Source organism: Phenylobacterium sp. (assembly GCF_030680185.1).
GTDB lineage: Bacteria > Pseudomonadota > Alphaproteobacteria > Caulobacterales > Caulobacteraceae > Phenylobacterium.
In genome coordinates this window covers 229643-247529 of sequence record NZ_JAUXVZ010000055.1, presented here as the reverse complement: position 1 = coordinate 247529, position 17887 = coordinate 229643, and the positions used below count along the sequence as shown (strand labels likewise).

At 68.3% G+C, this 17887-nt stretch carries 13 protein-coding genes; 7 read left to right on the top strand and 6 right to left on the bottom strand.

The genetic code is table 11. From position 1 onward, the window contains the following. Nucleotides 1-20 precede the first annotated feature (20 nt). Nucleotides 21-725: an SOS response-associated peptidase gene (locus tag Q8L83_RS15625; RefSeq protein WP_305288518.1), complete on the bottom strand. Its 705-nt coding sequence runs from the start codon at nucleotides 723-725 to the stop codon at nucleotides 21-23. Between the two features lie 52 nt (nucleotides 726-777). Then, the gene (locus Q8L83_RS15620; protein WP_305288516.1) at nucleotides 778-2358 is read right to left on the bottom strand and encodes a M10 family metallopeptidase; all 1581 of its coding nucleotides are present in this window, start codon (nucleotides 2356-2358) and stop codon (nucleotides 778-780) included. Between the two features lie 135 nt (nucleotides 2359-2493). Between Q8L83_RS15620 and Q8L83_RS15615 the strand changes: the two genes are divergently transcribed. Beyond that, nucleotides 2494-4485 (top strand): TonB-dependent receptor, encoded by a 1992-nt coding sequence (locus Q8L83_RS15615; RefSeq protein ID WP_305288514.1) that lies wholly within the window; start codon nucleotides 2494-2496, stop codon nucleotides 4483-4485. 19 nt (nucleotides 4486-4504) lie between these two features. On the opposite strand, the gene Q8L83_RS15610 is transcribed toward Q8L83_RS15615, so the two are convergent. The 3 genes from Q8L83_RS15610 to Q8L83_RS15600 all read right to left on the bottom strand — a co-directional run bounded on the left by Q8L83_RS15610 (nucleotide 4505) and on the right by Q8L83_RS15600 (nucleotide 7008). Then, nucleotides 4505-5227: a glutathione S-transferase family protein gene (locus tag Q8L83_RS15610; protein WP_305288513.1), complete on the bottom strand. Its 723-nt coding sequence runs from the start codon at nucleotides 5225-5227 to the stop codon at nucleotides 4505-4507. 153 nt (nucleotides 5228-5380) lie between these two features. Continuing rightward, the gene (locus tag Q8L83_RS15605) at nucleotides 5381-5779 is read right to left on the bottom strand and encodes a DUF4168 domain-containing protein (protein WP_305288511.1); all 399 of its coding nucleotides are present in this window, start codon (nucleotides 5777-5779) and stop codon (nucleotides 5381-5383) included. Nucleotides 5780-5973: 194 nt separating this feature from the next. Beyond that, nucleotides 5974-7008 (bottom strand): DNA topoisomerase IB, encoded by a 1035-nt coding sequence (locus Q8L83_RS15600; RefSeq protein ID WP_305288509.1) that lies wholly within the window; start codon nucleotides 7006-7008, stop codon nucleotides 5974-5976. A gap of 96 nt (nucleotides 7009-7104) precedes the next feature. On the opposite strand from Q8L83_RS15600, the gene rlmJ reads away from it, so the two are divergent. The 5 genes from rlmJ (at nucleotide 7105) to Q8L83_RS15575 (ending at nucleotide 12437) form a co-directional block, all read left to right on the top strand. Continuing rightward, nucleotides 7105-7926, top strand: a complete 822-nt coding sequence (gene rlmJ / locus Q8L83_RS15595; RefSeq protein WP_305288507.1) for a 23S rRNA (adenine(2030)-N(6))-methyltransferase RlmJ — start codon at nucleotides 7105-7107, stop codon at nucleotides 7924-7926. A gap of 89 nt (nucleotides 7927-8015) precedes the next feature. Further along, a complete protein-coding gene (locus tag Q8L83_RS15590) occupies nucleotides 8016-9053 on the top strand; it encodes a MerR family transcriptional regulator (RefSeq protein ID WP_305288505.1) in 1038 nt (345 codons plus the stop codon). A 134-nt stretch (nucleotides 9054-9187) separates the two neighbouring features. Continuing rightward, entirely contained in the window at nucleotides 9188-9748 is a 561-nt protein-coding gene (locus Q8L83_RS15585) for a sugar transferase (RefSeq protein WP_305288593.1), read from the top strand. Nucleotides 9749-9802: 54 nt separating this feature from the next. Beyond that, nucleotides 9803-11899, top strand: coding sequence for an AsmA family protein (locus Q8L83_RS15580; RefSeq protein WP_305288503.1), 2097 nt, complete (start codon nucleotides 9803-9805; stop codon nucleotides 11897-11899). Nucleotides 11900-11957: 58 nt separating this feature from the next. Next, entirely contained in the window at nucleotides 11958-12437 is a 480-nt protein-coding gene (locus Q8L83_RS15575) for a cytochrome c (protein ID WP_305288500.1), read from the top strand. Between the two features lie 74 nt (nucleotides 12438-12511). Here Q8L83_RS15575 and Q8L83_RS15570 read toward each other — a convergent pair whose 3' ends face one another. Beyond that, entirely contained in the window at nucleotides 12512-12850 is a 339-nt protein-coding gene (locus Q8L83_RS15570) for a hypothetical protein (protein WP_300573079.1), read from the bottom strand. Between the two features lie 379 nt (nucleotides 12851-13229). On the opposite strand from Q8L83_RS15570, the gene gltB reads away from it, so the two are divergent. Then, nucleotides 13230-17873, top strand: coding sequence for a glutamate synthase large subunit (gene gltB, locus Q8L83_RS15565; RefSeq protein WP_305288497.1), 4644 nt, complete (start codon nucleotides 13230-13232; stop codon nucleotides 17871-17873). Nucleotides 17874-17887: the final 14 nt, after the last annotated feature.

Below are 17887 nucleotides of genomic sequence, written 5' to 3'. Positions count from 1 at the left end.
GCCCAAGGCGCGGTGGCGTCTCACAGCAGGCGGCGCATCTCGGCCGACATCAACTGCTCGCGGGGGCTGACCTGGATGTCGAAGGTCCCGGCCGGCGGCAGGGTCTCGAAAGCGGTCTTGCCCGGACCCTCCAGGTCCAGCCAGGCCAGGCCCTGATCCAGGGTCAGAATCGGGGGGCAGCGATCGTGGATGGGGCGCACGTCGGGCGCAGCCGGCCCGGTGATGAAGGTGAAGCTTTCCAGGCCCTCGGGAAAGTCGGCCGGCGTCGCGCGCTCCCATAGCCCGGCGAAGAAGCGGATATCGCCGCCCGCCCAACTGATCTCGTTGCGCTGCTTGGGTTGGCCCTTCTTCCAGCCCGCTGGCTCGGAATATTCGATGAAGCTGGTCAGGGGCACGAGACACCGCCGATGGCGATAGGCGTCCTTGAAGGTGGGGGCGGTGGCCACCGTCTCGATCCTGGCGTTGGTGCTCATGGCCCGCCAGTCCTTCACCGGCCCCCGGTGGAAGGCCGGAACCAGCCACCAGCGCAGGTCGACCATCTCCAGGCCGGCGGTCGGCCGGGCGGGATCGAGGGGGCGCAGGACGGTCGCCCGCTCGGTGGGCCGGATAGGCTCATCCAGGGCGCGGTTCGGCGCCGCCTCGTCGATCCGTAGCGGAATGCCGTATTCGGAGAACAGCTCGGCCAGATTGGTCGCCGCGGCCCGCTTCAGATACTCGTTGCACATGGCGAAAGGACAGCCATAGGCGCCGGCCAGAGTCCACCGGCCTTCGAAGGGCTCAGGCGATGAGCCAGTCCCCGAGGGTGGCGGCGGTCACGCCGACCAGGATCATCTGGGCGCCGCCGACCATGGTGATGACGGCGTCGGAGCCAGAAAAGCCGAGCTCCCACACCGTGCCCGGCTCGACCCGCACCCGATCGCCTTCGGCGCTGTTGAAGTCCATCACCCGGTCCAGGCCGGCCTCGCCGAAGGTGTTGAAGATGTCGGCCCCGGCCCCGCCGATGAGGGTGTCGTCGCCCTTGTCGCCGGACATCCAGTCGTTCCCGGCGCCCCCATAAAGGAGGTCGTTGTTCTGGCCGCCGCGGATCTGGTCGTTTCCGTCCCCGCCATAGCCCGTGTCGTTGCCGATATTGCCATAGACGATGTCGTTCCCGGCATCGCCATAGAGCACATCGTCGTCCTTGCCGCCCACCACCCAGTCGTCGCCGCCGGCGCCCCAGAGGGTGTCGTCGCCCACATTACCGTGCAGGTCGTCGAAGGCCGATCCGCCCCAGATCCTGTCGTTCCCGTCGAAGCCGCGCAGATAGCTGGTCCCATCGCCGCCGCGAATCTCGTTGGCCGCGGCGTTGCCCAGGATGGTGTCGGCGCCCGGCCCGCCGATGACGTTCTCGATCACCGTATTGTAGGCGATGCCGAGATTGTCGGACCAGGTGTAGGTCTCGGGGGTCTGGATGTGCTCGTTGAAGAAGTCCCTCGCCCACGGAAAGCGGGCCAGCATTTCGGCGATCTGGGCCTGGGCCGAGAACTGGGCGATGGAGGAATAGCCGCCGGGCGACATGTCGATGATCGAGCCGCGGCTGTGGTTGGAGAGATCGAAGGTGTCGACGCCGCCGGCGTCATAGATGGTCTGGAAGAAGGGCCGGTTCTGGTCCCAGCTATAGACGGTGTTCCCGGCCGCCGTGGTCGGGTCGGCGCCATAGCGGGCCTGGGCGGCGAGCACGTCGAACACCATCGGCGTCTCAGGCGCGACCCGGGTGGGAATGATGCGGACGCCCGTAGCGGTCGACTCAACCCGCCAGTGAAGACTGTCGGCGGCGTCGGTGTACGACATCAACGTGTAGCGGCTGGTGTCATATTCCGCCGGCAGGACCGCGCCGTCCTCGAAAGGGTGCTTCAGGCCGATGGCGTGGCCGATCTCATGGACCAGCGAACTGAAATCGTTGCCGCCCAGCGCAAAGTCAGAGGTGAGATGCCCCTGGTCGATCCAGATATCTCCGGAAACGGGGCTTCCGGCGCCGCCAAAGCTTGGCGGGTAGTAGGCATAGCCCCAAAGGTCTTCTTCGCTGAGGGCGTCGACATCGGTGAAGGCGGCGCGGATCTGGCCTGGCGAGGCCAAATCGTCGGTCTGAACGAAGTTGACGGCGACGACCTTGTCCCAGGCTGCGATGGCCGCGCTGAACTGCTGGGCCTGCGCGGCGTTCAAGACGCCGTAACCCGCAATGGTCGGTTCCTCGCCTGGCCCATAGGCGGGCCAGGTTGAGCCTTCGCGCGGGACGCTATAGGTGATCGTCGATCCGCTCCACCAGCGGCTGGCCGCGAGCAGGCTGGAGATAATGACGCTGGTGTCGGGAACAGCCATGGGTGAACTCGAAGCTTCGCGCGGACGGTGAGCGCCAGTATCGCAGGTTGCAGGCCGTAGCCTGTCCAAATTCCTAAGACCGCGCCCCAGGTCACCCACAAGTGACCCCGACCTTGCCGTTCCGGAGCCGCCGCTATGCCCGACATGCCGCCCCCCCTGGTCTCCGAGCTTCAGGTCACCGCGCCGCGCCTGGCCCCCAGCCCAGGCGACGGCGCCTTCGCCATCACCACGCTACGGGTTGAAGCCCTGGCGACCTCGCCGCGTCTGGACGAGGCCCTGCGCAGCGAGCCGGGCGTGGCGCTGTTTCGTCGAACGGGCAGCGAGGTGGCCAATCCCACCATCCAGGGTTTGTCCCTGCGAGCCATTGCGCCGTCCGGCGCCGGCCGCACCCTGGTGACCCTGGACGGCGCGCCGCAGAACGATCCCTTTGGCGGCTGGGTGATCTGGTCGGCCCTGCCGCCGGAAGGCCTGGCGAGCGCCCAGATCATCAAGGGCGCAGGCGCGGGCCCCTATGGGGCCGGGGCCCTGACCGGCGTGGTGGCGCTCAGCGAACGCGCGCCGGCCGACGGGCTCTCGGCGCTGGATGTATCCGCCGGCTCGCGGGGGACCTATCGCGCCGCCGCCGCCCTCGGGAGCGACCATCTGCTGGCCGTGGTGTCGGGCTCGACCACCGAGGGCTACACCCCGATCCGAGGCGTCGGCCGTGGCCAGGTCGACCAGCCCGCCGGCCTCAACCAAGTCTCGGCCGCCGCACGGCTGCAGGGCGAGGTGGCCGGGATGCAGGCCGCCTTCCGCCTGGACGCCTTCGAGGAGCGCCGGGGCGGGGGCGTTCAGGGCGTCAATTCCGAGGCCAGCGGCGGATCGGCGACCCTGTCCCTGGCTCAGCCCTCGCAGACCGACGCCGGCGGCTGGCGGGTCCAGGCCTGGCTGCGGACCAGCGACCTGAAGAACCGCTTCGCCGCCGTGGAGCCCGACCGCTCAGCCAGTCGCCCGGCGGCCGAGCAACTGGCCACGCCGGCGCTGGGCTATGGCGCCAACGCAGCCTGGCGTCAGGTGGCCGGCGCCTGGACCTGGGAGATCGGCGGCGACGTCCGCGTGGCCGACGGCGAAACCCGCGAATTCTTCCGGGATCTGGGCGATGGCTTCACCCGCGGACGGGTGGCCGGCGGCCGCACCCTGGTGGGCGGCGTCTATGGCGAGACCACCTATGAGGCCGAGCGCCTGCTGCTGACCGGCGGCCTGCGTCTGGACGGCTGGTCTGCCCGCGACGCCCGCCGGATCGAGCGTGATCTGAACGGCGGGGCCATTCTGCTGGACTCGCGGGCCGAGGACTCCAGCGGCGCGACCCCCACGGGGCGCCTGGGCGCCCGCCTGGCCCTGACCGACACGATGCACCTGCGCGGCGCGGCCTATTCGGGCTTCCGCCCGCCGAGCCTCAATGAGCTTCACCGGCCGTTCCGTGTCGGCAACGACATCACCGAGGCCAATCCCGATCTGGAGCCTGAACGCCTCTATGGGGTCGAGGCGGCCATCGGCGGGGAGGGGTCTCTGCGCTGGTCGGCTGGGTTGTTCTACAACCGGCTGGAGGATCCGATCACCAATGTGACGATTGGCGAAGGCCCCGGGACCTTCCCGATCGCCGGCTTCATCCCGGCCGGCGGCGTCCTGCGACAGCGCCAGAATGTCGGGGCCATCGACGCCCTCGGCCTCGAGGTTTCAGCTCAGCGGAGCTGGGGCGCCTTGGACCTGCGCGCGGCCGCTGTCGCCACCCGGGCCGAGGTGGATGGCGGAAGCGCCGCGCCGCAGCTGACGGGCCTGCGCCCGGCCCAGACCCCGGAGTTCGCCGCCACCCTCGGGCTGGATTGGCGCGCCAATGCGCGCCTGCGCCTGAGCGCAGAGGCGCGTCATGAGGGGCAGCGCTATGAGGATGATCTGAACACCCGCAGCCTTGGCGCAGCCACCACCCTGGATCTCCGCAGCGCCTGGCGCACGGGGCCAGACGCTGAGATCTATCTGGCGGCCGACAATGTCCTGGACGCCGACATCGAGGCCGGACGAGCTGGCGATGGCCTGCTCACCCTGGGAGCGCCGCGCACCATTCGGGTCGGCTACAGCCTGCGTCGGTGACGGCGACGCCGGCTCTTGGCTAAGCCGATCCGCTTTCCGCCGCGGCCATGTCGGCGGCGGCCTTGGCCATCATCTTCTGGAACACGCCGCTGCGGATCAGTTCGCGGCGTTCTTCCAGACCGCGGTGAAGCTCCTCCAGCACCTTGGCGGCCGGCGCTTGGCTCTGGATCGCCGTCCAGTAGGCGGCGACCTTGGGCGTGGTCGGGATGGGATTATCCATGCCGACTGACGGCAGGACGTTCTCCACCAGGAACAGGCCCGGCACGATGGCGCAGTCGGCCAGAGTCAGGCGGCCGCTGCAGGCGAAGCCATCCTCGCCGATCAGCTTGTCCAGGGCCTTGATGTTGCGCACCACCTGGCCGCCCAGCAGATCGACAATCCCCTGATTGCGGGTGTCGGCCCTCGACTGGGGCGAGAGCATGAACATGTTGTTCATGATGTAGATGTCGCCGATGCGGGCGAGGGTCCGGATCTGGGCGGTCTCCCGCGGCGTCGATCCCAGCATCGAGGGCTCGGGATAGCGTTCTTCCAGATACTCGGCGATGACCTCGGACTCCGCCATCGGCTCGCCGTCCCCCTCCAGCACCGGAATGCGGCCGATAGGAAAGTCCTTGCGGAACTGCGGCGTGCCGAAGGTGGCCGGACGGGCGATTTCGATGTCGGTGATGCCCTTGGCGTAGATCTGCATCCGGACACGCGCGGAGTAGGGGCTCAGGTCTCCGGAATAGAGCGTCAGCGACATCTGGGGGTCCTCATGGCGGCAGGGAAACAAGGCTGATCGCCCATCCTGCCGCACGCCTGACGCAACCACCACCCGGTTGTCCTCAATCGGCGCAACAAAACGGCCGCCGGCGAGGACGCCGGCGGCCGTCTGGGGGCAGAAGTTGGGGGCAGGTTAGTTCGGCGGGGCGACGCCGTTGTCCTGCATGGCCTGGCCGATGCGGGCGCGGAGTTCGGCGTCAGCCTGGGCCGCCTGGGCGATCTGGTTGTATTCGGTGGGCGTGATGCCGCTCTTTTCGACCGCCTGGGTCATCTCGGTGGCGGCCTGTTGCTGGATCTGCGTGCGGGTCGCGTCGTCCGGAGCCGCCTGAAGCTCGGCGCTGAACTTCTGATTAAGGCTGCTGACCTCGTTCATCGCCAGGGCGAAGCTGTTGACCTGCTCGTCGGTGATGTTGGCGGCTGCCGGGGCCTGCTGGGTCGCCGCCGGGGCTTCGGCGGTCTGAGCCTGGACGAGGCCCGCGGCCCCAAAGGCGAGGGCGGCGCCGGCGGCGAGAGCGGGGAGGCGATTGCGCATGTCGGAGTCCTTCCTTGGAATTCAAGTCCGGCGCGACCGTTTCCGCATTCCGGAAGCTGCGCCGCGCCGCGCTATATAATTCATATATCGAAGGAGTTTGTCGATGACGTGGCGATGATACGTCTTGTTTTAGCGCCCAAACTGCGTCGTCAGGGCCGAGGGTGGACTGAAAAAATTTGTATTCAAAACTATCGCTACCGGGGCGTCCCCTTGGGCCGCGGCGCGCCCTCCAGGAACTTGATCACCGCCAGCTCGAACTTGCGGGTGTCGGCCGTCGCCTTGAGCGGCAGGGTTCCGGCCTCGAAGGCTTCAATCACCCAGGGATGGATATAGGCTTTGCGACAGACGGCCGGCGTATTGCCCAGCAGTTGCGAAACCGCCTTTATGCACACGCCGAGGGTCCTCTTGGTGGCTGTGGCGGAGCCCGGCGTGTCGCCCGCCAGGGCGCGGGCGGCCGACACCGTCGCAGCCCAGGTGCGGAAGTCCTTGGCTGAGATGTCCAGCCCGGTCGCCTCCCGCAGATAGGCGTTTACGTCAGCCGATTCGACCGCATGGCGGACGCCGTCCTCATCGACATATTGGAACAGGCGCTGGCCGGGCAGGTCCTGGCAAGACTTGACCACCCGGGCGAGGCGACGGTCCTGAAAGCCGGTCTCGTGGTCCTTGCCGCTCTTGCCGCGGAAGGTGAAAACCGCGCCGCGGCTGTTGATGCTCGCATGCCGGTCGCGCAGGGTGGTCAGGCCGTAGCTCTTGTTGGTGCGGGCGTATTCGTCATTGCCCACCCGGATCAGGGTGGTTTCCAGCAGGCGCACGACGGCGGCCAGCACCTTTTCCCGCGGCAGCCCGCGACGGCCGAGATCGGCCTCGACCCGGCGACGCAGCCGGGGCAGGGCGCGCCCAAAGGCTGTGAGGCGTTCGAACTTGGCCAGGTCCCGGGCGACCCGCCACTTGTCGTGATAGCGGTACTGCCGCCGGCCCCGCTGGTCGCGGCCCACCGCCTGGATGTGGCCCCGGGGGCTCGCGCAGATCCACACCTGCGTCCAGGCCGGCGGGATGACGAGCGCCTCGATCCTGGCCAGGGTCGTCTTGTCGGTGACGGGCTTGCCCTTGGCGTCGACATAGCGGAAGCCGCTGGGGCCTCCCTTGCGGGCGATGCCCTGATCGTCGGCGTTCACATAGATCAGGCCGAACTCCAGGCGTTCGGGCGGGTGGGCGACGTCTTTGGGCATGGCTGGTCTTCAAAGCCTGTGCGCCGGCGGGTCCGGAGCGGGCGAGCAACGTGCTAGGAGAGCCGCAAGTTCCTGAATCCTGCCGCCGAGGCCGCCTTGAACTATCGCCACGCCTTCCATGCCGGAAACTTCGCCGACCTGGTCAAGCACGCCGCCCTGCTGCGGCTGCTGGACGCCCTGCAGGCCGACCAGGCGCCGCTTCGGGTCATCGACACCCATGCCGGCTCTGGCCTCTATGACCTGCACGGCCCTCAGGCCCAGCGCTCGGGAGAGGCGCAGGCCGGGGTGGTGCGGATGATGGCCGCTCGACCGGACGCCCTGAACGACCTGACCCAGGCCGTGGCGACGGCCAATGACGGTGCGGCCGAGCCCTGGCTCTATCCTGGCTCGCCGTGGCTGATCGCCCGGGCGCTGCGGCCGGGGGACACCTATCTGGCCTGCGAGATGCAGGCCGACGAGCACGCGCGGCTGGCCGAGGTCCTGGGCGGCAGGCCCGGGGTCAGATCGCTCTGCGGCGATGGTTTCGCCGAGGCGGCCAGGGCCCTGGACCCCAAGGGGCGAAATCTTGTGGTGATCGATCCGCCGTTCGAGAAGGCAGATGACTACGATCGGATCGCCATTCTGGCGGGCGAGGTCCTGGCCCGGGCGCCCCGGACCGCCTTTCTGATCTGGCTGCCGCTGAAAGACCTGGAGACCTTCGACGCCTTCCTGCGCGACCTGGAGGACGCCTGCGAGCCGGCGCCCCTGCTGGTGGTGGAGGCCAGGATGCGCCCCCTCGGCGACCCCATGAAGATGAACGGCTGCGCCCTGGTGCTGATCAATTCGCCAGAGGGCCTGGAGGCGCCGCTGCAGGCCGCCGCCGACTGGGTGACAGCTGGCAAACCCGGCGCCGAGGCCCGCGTCTGGTCCCTCGGCTGAGGCCTGGAATTTCCCCTCCGAGGGCCTGTTGACCCGGCCCCTGGGGCCGCGCTCACAAGCCAAGCGGTCAGCCAGCAACGAGGTGATTCGTGACCGCTCCCGATCAATTTCTGAATGCTTCCGAAGCCGCGCGGCGTCTGGGGGTTTCGACCAAGGCTTTGCGTCTCTACGAGGAGCGCGGCCTGCTTTCGCCCCATCGGACCGACGTCGGATGGCGGGCCTATGGGCCTGAAGCCATGAGGCGCGCAGCCGAGATCGTCGCGTTGCGCCATCTCGGGTTTAGCCTGGCGCAGGTCCAGCGGGTGCTGGCTGGCGATCCCCGGGGGCTTGAGCCAGCCCTCGCCGCTCATCAGGCGCGGATCGAGGCGCAACTGGGCCAGCTCGGCGAGATCGTCGCCCAGATCCGGACGATGCGGGGTGATCTCGCCCAGGGGAGGGCCCCGAGCGCCGCCGAGCTCGGCCGGCTGAGCCTGCCCAGTCTGGAGCCGGTGGTCGCCTTCGACCTGCCATGGCCGTGGGGCGGAGAGCGCTTCGAGCTGCGGGAGGTTCGAGCGCTCAACTACATCATCGGGTCGCTTGGCAGCGGCAAGACCCGACTGGCGAAGCAGCTGGCTGAGGCGCTGCCTGGCGGTGTGTTTGTCGACCTTGAGCGACTACAGGCGCCCCCTGGCGCGATGGCGCAGCAGATCAATGATGACGCCGGCCTTGGCGGCCGGGTTGCGACCACCATCGCCTGGCTGGAGGAAGACGGCGCCGCCCCGTCCGACGCCCTGACGGCCCTGGTGATCGCCTTGGAGCAGGAGGGCTCAGGACCTCTGGTGATCGACATGATCGAACAGGGTCTGGATGAGACGGCCCAGCGCGCGGTGATCGCGCACCTTCGTCGGCGCGGCGCCCTGGCTCGCCCTGTCTTTGCGATGACCCGATCGAGCGCCTTGCTGGACCTGAGCGCGGTGGGCCCTGACGAGCAGATCCTGCTCTGCCCCGCCAATCACAATCCGCCGATGGTGGTGACGCCCATCCCCGGCGCGCCGGGCTTCGAGGCGGTCGCGACATGCCTGGCGTCGCCCGCCGTCCGCGCCCGGACCGAAGGGATGGTCGCCACGCGCCGTGAAGCTCAAGGCTGAGCCACGAAGATACGCATTGGTCCCGGCGCGCGGATCGGACATTTTAGCCCCCCGCGCGTCTTGGCCGCCCGCGCATCGGGGCGCCTGGGCGCGGGCGGCCTTCCAATTCGAAAGCCTGAGGGACCACCGCCTTGATCAAGCGGCTCTTCGACATCACGGCGGCGCTGGCGGGGCTGTTGGTCCTGTGGCCCGTGCTGCTGGTCATCGCCGTGGCCGTGCGTCTGGATTCGCCGGGGCCAGCGATCCACTGGTCGCGGCGGGTGGGGCGGGGCAATGAGATTTTCCTGATGCCCAAGTTCCGCTCCATGCGGATCGACACCCCTGATGTCGCCACGCACCTGCTGGAGAATCCGCAACAGTGGATCACGCCGCTGGGTCGCCTGCTGCGGCGGACCAGCCTCGATGAGTTTCCCCAGCTCTGGAGCGTGCTCGTCGGTCATATGAGCCTGGTGGGGCCGCGCCCGGCCCTGTTCAACCAGGACGATCTGGTGGCGTTGCGCACGCAGGCCGGCGTGCACCGCTTGCGCCCTGGCGTGACGGGATGGGCGCAGATCAATGGCCGCGACGACCTGCCGATCGCCGAGAAGGTGCGGTTCGACGCCGACTACATGGCCCGGCGAAGCCTGATCCTCGACATCCGGATCATCCTGATCACCCTGCGCGCCGCGGTTGCAGCGCGGGGGGTTTCGCACTGAGGGGAGACCGAAGGGGATCTGGCGCGTTGTTGCTGACGCCCCCTGGAGCCCCCATTGCCCCGACCGAACCCCAATCATCCGCTCGGCCCCCGGCTGGCTCGTCTTCGCGAGCGGTCCGCGGCGCGCACGGCGGCCCTGCGCGCCTGGGCCGCCGAGGCTCGCCGACGCCATTCGACGCCTGAGGCGCGCCGGAGCCAGAAGCGTGGCCTGGCCATCTTCGGCGGGGTGATCGGGGGGCTGGTGCTGGTGATGGCGCTGTTCCTGCTGTTGTTCGACTGGAACATGCTGCGCGGTCCCATCGGCGCCTTCGCCTCGGCGCGGACCGGTCGCGAGGTTATCCTGGCCGGGGACCTCGAGGCCAAGCCCTGGTCCCTGAAGCCCACGGCGACGGTCAATGGCCTCAGTATCGGCGATCCCGAGTGGGCCGGCGACGGCAAGACGGTCGAGATTGAACGGCTGACCATCCAGATGGAAATCCTGCCGCTGTTTCGCGGTCGCACCATCCTCAGCCGCCTGGAGGCCACGCGGCCGGTGGTGCGTCTGCGCCGCGACGCCGAGGGCAGGGCCACCTGGGACTTTTCGAAGGACGACGGCCGCCCGAGCGAGCCCCTGGACCTGCCCGCCATCCGCCGGTTCATCATCGAGGATGGCCGGATCGAGATGCGCGATGAGCAGCGGGGTATCCAGTTCGCCGGACAGGTCTCGGCCCGGGAAATCCGCGGCGGCGATGGCGGATTTCGTCTGGCCGGGGACGGCGATCTGAACGGCGAGACCTTCCGCCTGCGGGTCGAGGGCGGCCCCTTGATCAATATCGATCCCGGCGAGCCCTATCCCTTCGACGCCGATATCCGGGCCGGCGCCACGCACGTCACCGCCAAGGGCGCCTTGCCGGAGCCCTTCGACCTGGGCCGCTTTGGCCTCGACCTGACGGCGGAGGGGCCCGATCTCTCGGACCTCTATGGCCTGACGGGTCTGGCCCTGCCCAATACGCCACCCTACCGTCTGTCGGGGCGCCTGGTGCGCGAGGGACAGATCTATCGGCTGGATGGCCTGGGCGGACGCCTTGGCGACAGCGATCTGGCCGGCGACATCCGCGTGGATGTAAGTAACGAGCGCCCGTTCCTGTCCGCCGACCTGCGCTCGGAAATGCTGGACTTCGACGACCTCGCCACGGTGTTCGGCGGCGCCCCGTCCACGGCCCAGGGCGAGACGGTTTCGGAGCGCCAGCTGGCTGTCGCGCAGCAGCTTCGCGCACAGCAACGCATCTTCCCGGACTCCACCCTGCAGGTCGAGCGTATCCGGGCCATGGACGCCGAGCTCACCTATCGGGCGGCGGCCATCGAGGCGCCGCACCTGCCTCTGCGCGGCGCACGGGTGCACCTTACCTTGAAGGACGGGGTGCTGGACGCCGACGAGGTGGTCTTCTCCCTGCCGCAGGGAACCTTCGCTGGTCAGATCAAGCTCGACGCCCGGAACGACACGCCGGTGACGGAACTAGACATGCGCCTCAGCGGCGCGCGCCTGGAACAACTGCTGCCGGTCGCCGACGGCGGGATCGCGCCCCTGAGCGGCGATCTCGTTGGCCGGGTCAAGCTGCGCGGCGCAGGGGCCTCGGTGCACCGGACCATGGCCGACGCCGACGGCGAATTGCTGCTGGTGGTCCCCCGGGGCGAGATCCGCGAAGCCTTCGCCGAACTGATCGGCATCAATGTGACGCGGGGCCTGGGGCTCCTGCTGGCCGATGACCAGACCCGCACGCCGGTCCGCTGCGCGGTCGCCCACTTCCGGGCCAGCGATGGGGTGTTGAGATCCAATCAGATCGTCTTCGACACCGAGCCCGTGATCGGCCACGGCGAAGCGGAGATCGATCTGGGCCGCGAGCGCCTCGACCTGCGCCTCGACGGCCAGGCCAAGGAGCCGCGGCTGGTCCGCCTCATGGCGCCGGTGACGGTCAGCGGCCCCATGCTGTCGCCCAAGGTCGGAGTGGAGGCAGGCGGCGCCATCGCCCAAGGGGGCGTCGCCATCGCCCTGGCGGCCATCGCGGCGCCCCTGGCCGCCTTGCTGCCCTTCGTCGATCCGGGCCTGGGGGAAGACGCCGCCTGTGGCGCGCTGATCGCTGAGGCGCAGCGTCGTGGCGCGCCGGCCAATTGACGACAGGCCGCCATGCCCTCCAATGTCGGTTCAGAGTTCACGGTCGGGGATTGACCAGATGATGTTGCGAAACACCCGGCGAAGCCTGGCCCTGGGCCTCGCGCTATGCGCCAGCTTGACCCTTTCGGGCGCAGCCGTTGCGCAAGGCGGCGCCGCCGAAAAGGCCGTCAGCGCCCGCCAGGCCGGGTTCAAGCAGATCGGCGCCAGCTTCAAGGCGGTCAATGACGAGCTCAAGCGCGGCAAGCCGGACATGGCCGCCGTCGCGACCGCCGCCAACCGGCTGAAGACCCATGCCGGACAGGTCCCCACCTGGTTCCCCCGTGGCAGCGGCGTGGAGTCGGGCGCCAAGACCGCAGCCAGGGCCGAAGTCTGGAGCGACGCCGCCGGCTTCGCCGATGCGGCGGCCAATCTGCGGGCGCAGACCGATCGGCTTGCCGCCCTGGCGGCCGAAGGCGACGTTGCGGCGGTCCGCAAGCAGGCGACGCAGGTCGGCGCGGCGTGCAAGACCTGCCACACCAAATATCGCGAAGCCGACTAGACGCGGGCGCGGCTCAAAGAAAAACCCCGCCGCCTGAGGGCGACGGGGTCATTTCCAATAGATTTGCGTGGGCTTCAGCCGACCGAGCGGTCGGCCGCCTCGCGCAGGCAACCCAGCCAGGCGTCCTCGCGGGCCTTTTCGGCGGCGCGGAGCTTTTCTTCAGCTTCCTGGACGCCAGCGTCGTGCTTGCGCCATTCGGCCACCGCGCCTTCGCGGGCGGCGCGGGCGGCTTCCATGGTCGGGAAACGGGCCAGGACTGCGCGCACGGAATAGCTGACGGGCGGGCCGACCGTTTCACGGTCGGGATAGAAGCCCGTCACGGAGTCACCCGCTTCCTTCTCGATGTGGAAGACGTCGGCCCATCCGGCGTGATGGCGCATCAGGGCCCAGGGCCGTTCGATCTGGTCGGTCATCAGGCTCTCCTCGAATCCGGTGGCGGGAAAATAGCGCAGTAACGCGCCGGTCTCCAATCGCATCCGCAGATGAATTGCAAGGCGCTCGGCGCGTCCGTGTGATCGATGGGCCTTCGGGAGCGATGTCGCCAGATCGTGATCGCTGCGCCCATGCGGTCGGAACCGCCAAAAAAGTGGCCGCAATCCAGCCTGATGGGTCGTTCAAGGGCGATCTCGCGCCTTTGGGAGCCGCAAATTGGAAGATCATTTCAATTCAGCCGCTTCTGCCCCATCGACAAGGGATGTTCTTGCCGGGTAAATGCGCGGTTCAAACGTGCGTCCGGAACGGCCCCTCGGGGCCGCGTCAACGCACGCCCGTAGCGAGTGGAAGGGAGTCCATATGGGGGCGCCAGAGCGGCAGGGATTGTATGATCCGCGTAACGAGCATGATGCATGCGGCGTTGGGTTTGTAGCCAATATCAAAGGCCGCAAATCGCACGAGGTCGTGCAGGCGGGTCTGCAGATTCTGGTCAATCTGGACCACCGCGGCGCGGTGGGGGCCGACCCGCTGGTCGGCGACGGAGCCGGGATTCTGATTCAGATTCCCGATGCGCTCTATCGCGCCTGGGCCAAGGATAACGGCGTCGACCTACCGCCGGCCGGCGAGTACGCCGTGGCCATGTGCTTCCTGCCGGCCGATGAGGCTGCGCGCGAGGTCGCCGTGGCCCAGTTCGAACACTTCATGAAGGTCGAGAAGCAGCCGGTCCTCGGCTGGCGCGACGTGCCGGTGAACCTGGACGGCATCGGCCAGGCCGTGCTCGAAGCCATGCCGATGATCCGCCAGGCCTTCATCGGCCGCGGCCCGACCATCAAGGACCAGGACGCCCACGAACGGAAGCTGCTGGCCGTGCGCAAGCAGATCCAGAACCCGATCGCCCAGCTGGCCGAGAAGAAGGGCCTGCCGGGCCTGAAGGACCTCTATCTGCCGTCCCTGTCGACCCGCACCGTGGTCTATAAGGGCCTGCTGCTGGCCGGACAGGTGGGGACCTTCTACGAAGACCTGGCCAATCCCCTGGCGGAATCCGCCCTGGCCCTGGTCCACCAGCGGTTCTCGACCAACACCTTCCCGTCCTGGCGGCTGGCCCACCCCTATCGGTTCATGGCCCACAACGGTGAGATCAACACCGTCCGCGGCAATGTGAACTGGATGAACGCGCGGCGTCGCGGGATGGAATCCGACCTGCTGGGCGCCGACCTCGACAAGATGTGGCCGCTGATTCCGCACGGCCAGTCGGACACCGCCTGCCTGGACAACGCCCTCGAACTGCTGATCGCCGGCGGCTATTCGCTGGCCCATGCGGTGATGATGCTGATCCCCGAAGCCTGGGCCGGCAATCCGCTGATGGATTCCAAGCGCAAGGCTTTCTACGAATATCACGCGGCCCTGATGGAGCCGTGGGACGGCCCCGCCGCCGTGGCCTTCACCGATGGCCGCCAGATCGGCGCCACCCTGGACCGCAACGGCCTGCGCCCGGCCCGCTTCGTCATCACCGACCAGGACCATGTGATCATGGCCTCGGAGGTCGGCGTGCTGCCGGTCGAGGACGAGCGCATCGTCCGCAAGTGGCGGCTGCAGCCGGGCAAGATGCTCCTCATCGACATGGAGGAGGGGCGCATCATCGAGGACGAGGAGATCAAGGCCTCTCTCGCCGGCGCCAAGCCCTATGAGGAGTGGCTGGCCGAGACCCAGTTCAAGCTGGAAGATCTCGACGACGCCGAAGAGGTCGAGCCCGTCCTGGCCGACGATCCGGTGCTGCTCGACCGCCAGCAGGCCTTTGGCTACACGCAGGAAGACCAGCAGTTCTTCCTCGAGCCGATGGCTCGCATGGGGGATGATCCCATCGGCTCCATGGGCGTCGATACGCCGATCGCCGTGCTCTCCCAGCGCTCGAAACTGATCTACGAATACTTCAAGCAGAACTTCGCCCAGGTCACCAACCCGCCGATCGACCCGATCCGCGAGGAGCTGGTCATGAGCCTGGTGTCGATGATCGGGCCGCGCCCGAACCTGCTCGGTCGTCAGGCCGGCTCGCACAAGCGCCTGGAAGTCGCCCAGCCGATCCTCACCAACGAGGCCCTGGCCAAGATCCGCTCGATCAACGAGCTGCTGGACGGCGCCTTCCGCACCGCCACGCTGGACGCCACCTGGGCGGCCGACGAGGGCGCGGGCGGATTGGAGCGCGCGCTGGAGCGTCTGTGCCGTGAGGCCACCGACGAGGTCCTGGCCGGCATGAACATTCTGATCCTGTCGGATCGGGCCGTCAGCGCCGACCGGATCCCGATCCCCGCGGCGCTCGCCACCGCGGCGGTGCACCACCACCTGATCCGCCAGGGCCTGCGCATGCAGACCGGCCTCGTCATCGAGACCGGCGAAGCCCGCGAAGTGCACCACTTCTGCGTCCTGGCCGGCTATGGCGCTGAGGCGGTGAACCCCTATCTGGCGTTCGAGACCATCGAGCAGCTGCGGGTGCAGAACAAGCTCGACATCACAGCCAAGCAGGCCCGCAAGAACTACATCAAGGCTGTCGGCAAGGGCATTCTGAAGGTCATGTCCAAGATGGGCATCTCGACCTACCAGTCCTATTGCGGCGCGCAGATCTTCGACGCGGTCGGCCTGAACTCCGAACTGATCGAGAAGTACTTCACCGGCACCGCCTCGACCATCGAAGGCGTCGGCCTGGGCGAGATCGCCGAGGAAGCCGTGCGGCGTCACCGCGACGCCTATGGCGACAACCCGATCTATCGCCACATGCTCGATGTCGGCGGCTCATACGCCTATCGCCTGCGAGGCGAGGCCCATGCCTGGACGCCGGATTCGGTGGCTCGGCTGCAGCACGCCGTGCGCGGCAACCTGCCTGACGAGTACAAGGCCTTCGCCGCCAGCATCAACGAGCAGAGCGAGCGGCTGCTGACCATCCGTGGCCTGATGCGCTTCAAGCTGGCCGACAAGGCTATCCCGCTGGACGAGGTCGAACCGGCCAGCGAGATCGTCAAGCGCTTCTCCACCGGCGCGATGAGCTTCGGCTCCATCAGCCGTGAGGCGCATACCACGCTGGCCATGGCCATGAACCGCATCGGCGGCCGGTCGAACACCGGCGAAGGCGGCGAGGAGCCCGATCGCTTCACGCCCCTGCCGAACGGCGATTCCATGCGCTCCAAGATCAAGCAGGTGGCCTCGGGCCGCTTCGGGGTCACGGCGGAGTATCTGGTCAACGCCGACGACATCCAGATCAAGATGGCCCAGGGCGCAAAGCCCGGCGAGGGCGGCCAGCTGCCCGGGCACAAGGTCGACAAGAACATCGCCAAGGTGCGTCACTCGACGCCGGGCGTGGGCCTGATCAGCCCGCCGCCGCACCACGACATCTATTCGATCGAGGATCTGGCCCAGCTGATCCACGACCTGAAGAACGTCAATCCCAAGGCCCGCATCTCGGTGAAGCTGGTCTCGGAAGTCGGCGTGGGCACGGTCGCCGCCGGGGTCTCCAAGGCCCGTGCCGACCATGTGACCATTTCGGGCTTCGAGGGCGGCACCGGCGCCTCGCCGCTGACCTCGCTGACGCATGCCGGCTCGCCCTGGGAGATCGGCCTGGCCGAGACCCAGCAGACCCTACTGCTGAATGGTCTGCGTACCCGCATCGCCGTGCAGGTGGACGGCGGCCTGCGCACCGGCCGCGACGTGGCCATCGGCGCTCTGCTGGGCGCCGAGGAGTTCGGCTTCGCCACCGCGCCGCTGATCGCGGCCGGCTGCATCATGATGCGCAAGTGCCACCTCAACACCTGCCCGGTGGGCGTGGCCACCCAGGACCCTGTCCTTAGGGCCCGGTTCAACGGCCAGCCCGAGCACGTGATCAACTACTTCTTCTTCGTGGCCGAAGAGCTGCGGGAGATCATGGCCCAGCTCGGCTTCAGGACGGTGGACGAGATGGTCGGTCGGGTCGACCTGCTGGACGCCGCGCCCGCGGTGGATCACTGGAAGGCCCGCGGCGTCGATCTCTCGCGCCTGCTCTACCAAGCCCCGCTGGAGAACCCGAAGGGTCTGTGGAACACCGAGCGTCAGGATCATGGTCTGGACGCCGCGCTCGATCACCAGCTGATCGCCGTGGCCAAGCCCGCCATCGAAAAGGGCGAAGCTGTCCGCGGCGAGTTCGAGATCCGCAACATCAACCGCACGGTCGGCGCCATGCTGTCGGGCGAGGTGGCCATGGCCCATGGCCATGCCGGCCTTCCGGACGGCACGATCTCGCTGACCTTCCGCGGCACCGGCGGCCAGAGCTTCGGCGCGTTTGCGGCCCGGGGCGTGACCCTGGAGCTGATCGGCGACAGCAACGACTATGTGGGCAAAGGCCTGTCGGGCGGTCGCGTCATCGTGCGCCAGCCGCCGAACTCCAAGCGTGAGCCGACCCAGAACATCATCGTCGGCAATACGGTCCTCTATGGCGCCATCGCCGGCGAGGCCTATTTCGAAGGGGTGGCTGGCGAACGTTTCGCCGTCCGCAACTCCGGCGCCGTGGCGGTGGTCGAGGGCCTGGGCGACCACGGCTGCGAATACATGACCGGCGGCGTGGTGGTGGTGCTGGGCGATACCGGGCGCAACTTTGCGGCCGGCATGTCCGGCGGGGTCGCCTATGTCTATGACCCCAAGAACCGCTTCGCGCCCCTGTGCAATATGGCCATGGTCGAACTGGACTCCGTTGCGCCAGCCGGCGTCGTGGACCCGGCCGACGAGGCTCAGCGCCCGCGGCAGAAGTCGCCGTCGGTGGACGACAACGGCATGGGCGACGTGCTCGCCCATGACGCCGAACGGCTGCGTATCCTGATCGAGCGCCACCTGCTCTATACCGGCAGCGCGCGCGCCCGGATGATCCTGGAAAACTGGGACGCCGAGCTGGCCAATTTCCGCAAGGTGATGCCGACCGACTACCGTCGCGCCCTGCTGGACCTGGCCCAGGAACGCAAGGCCGCCGCCGCCGTCGCCGCCGAATAAGACTGAAGATCGGA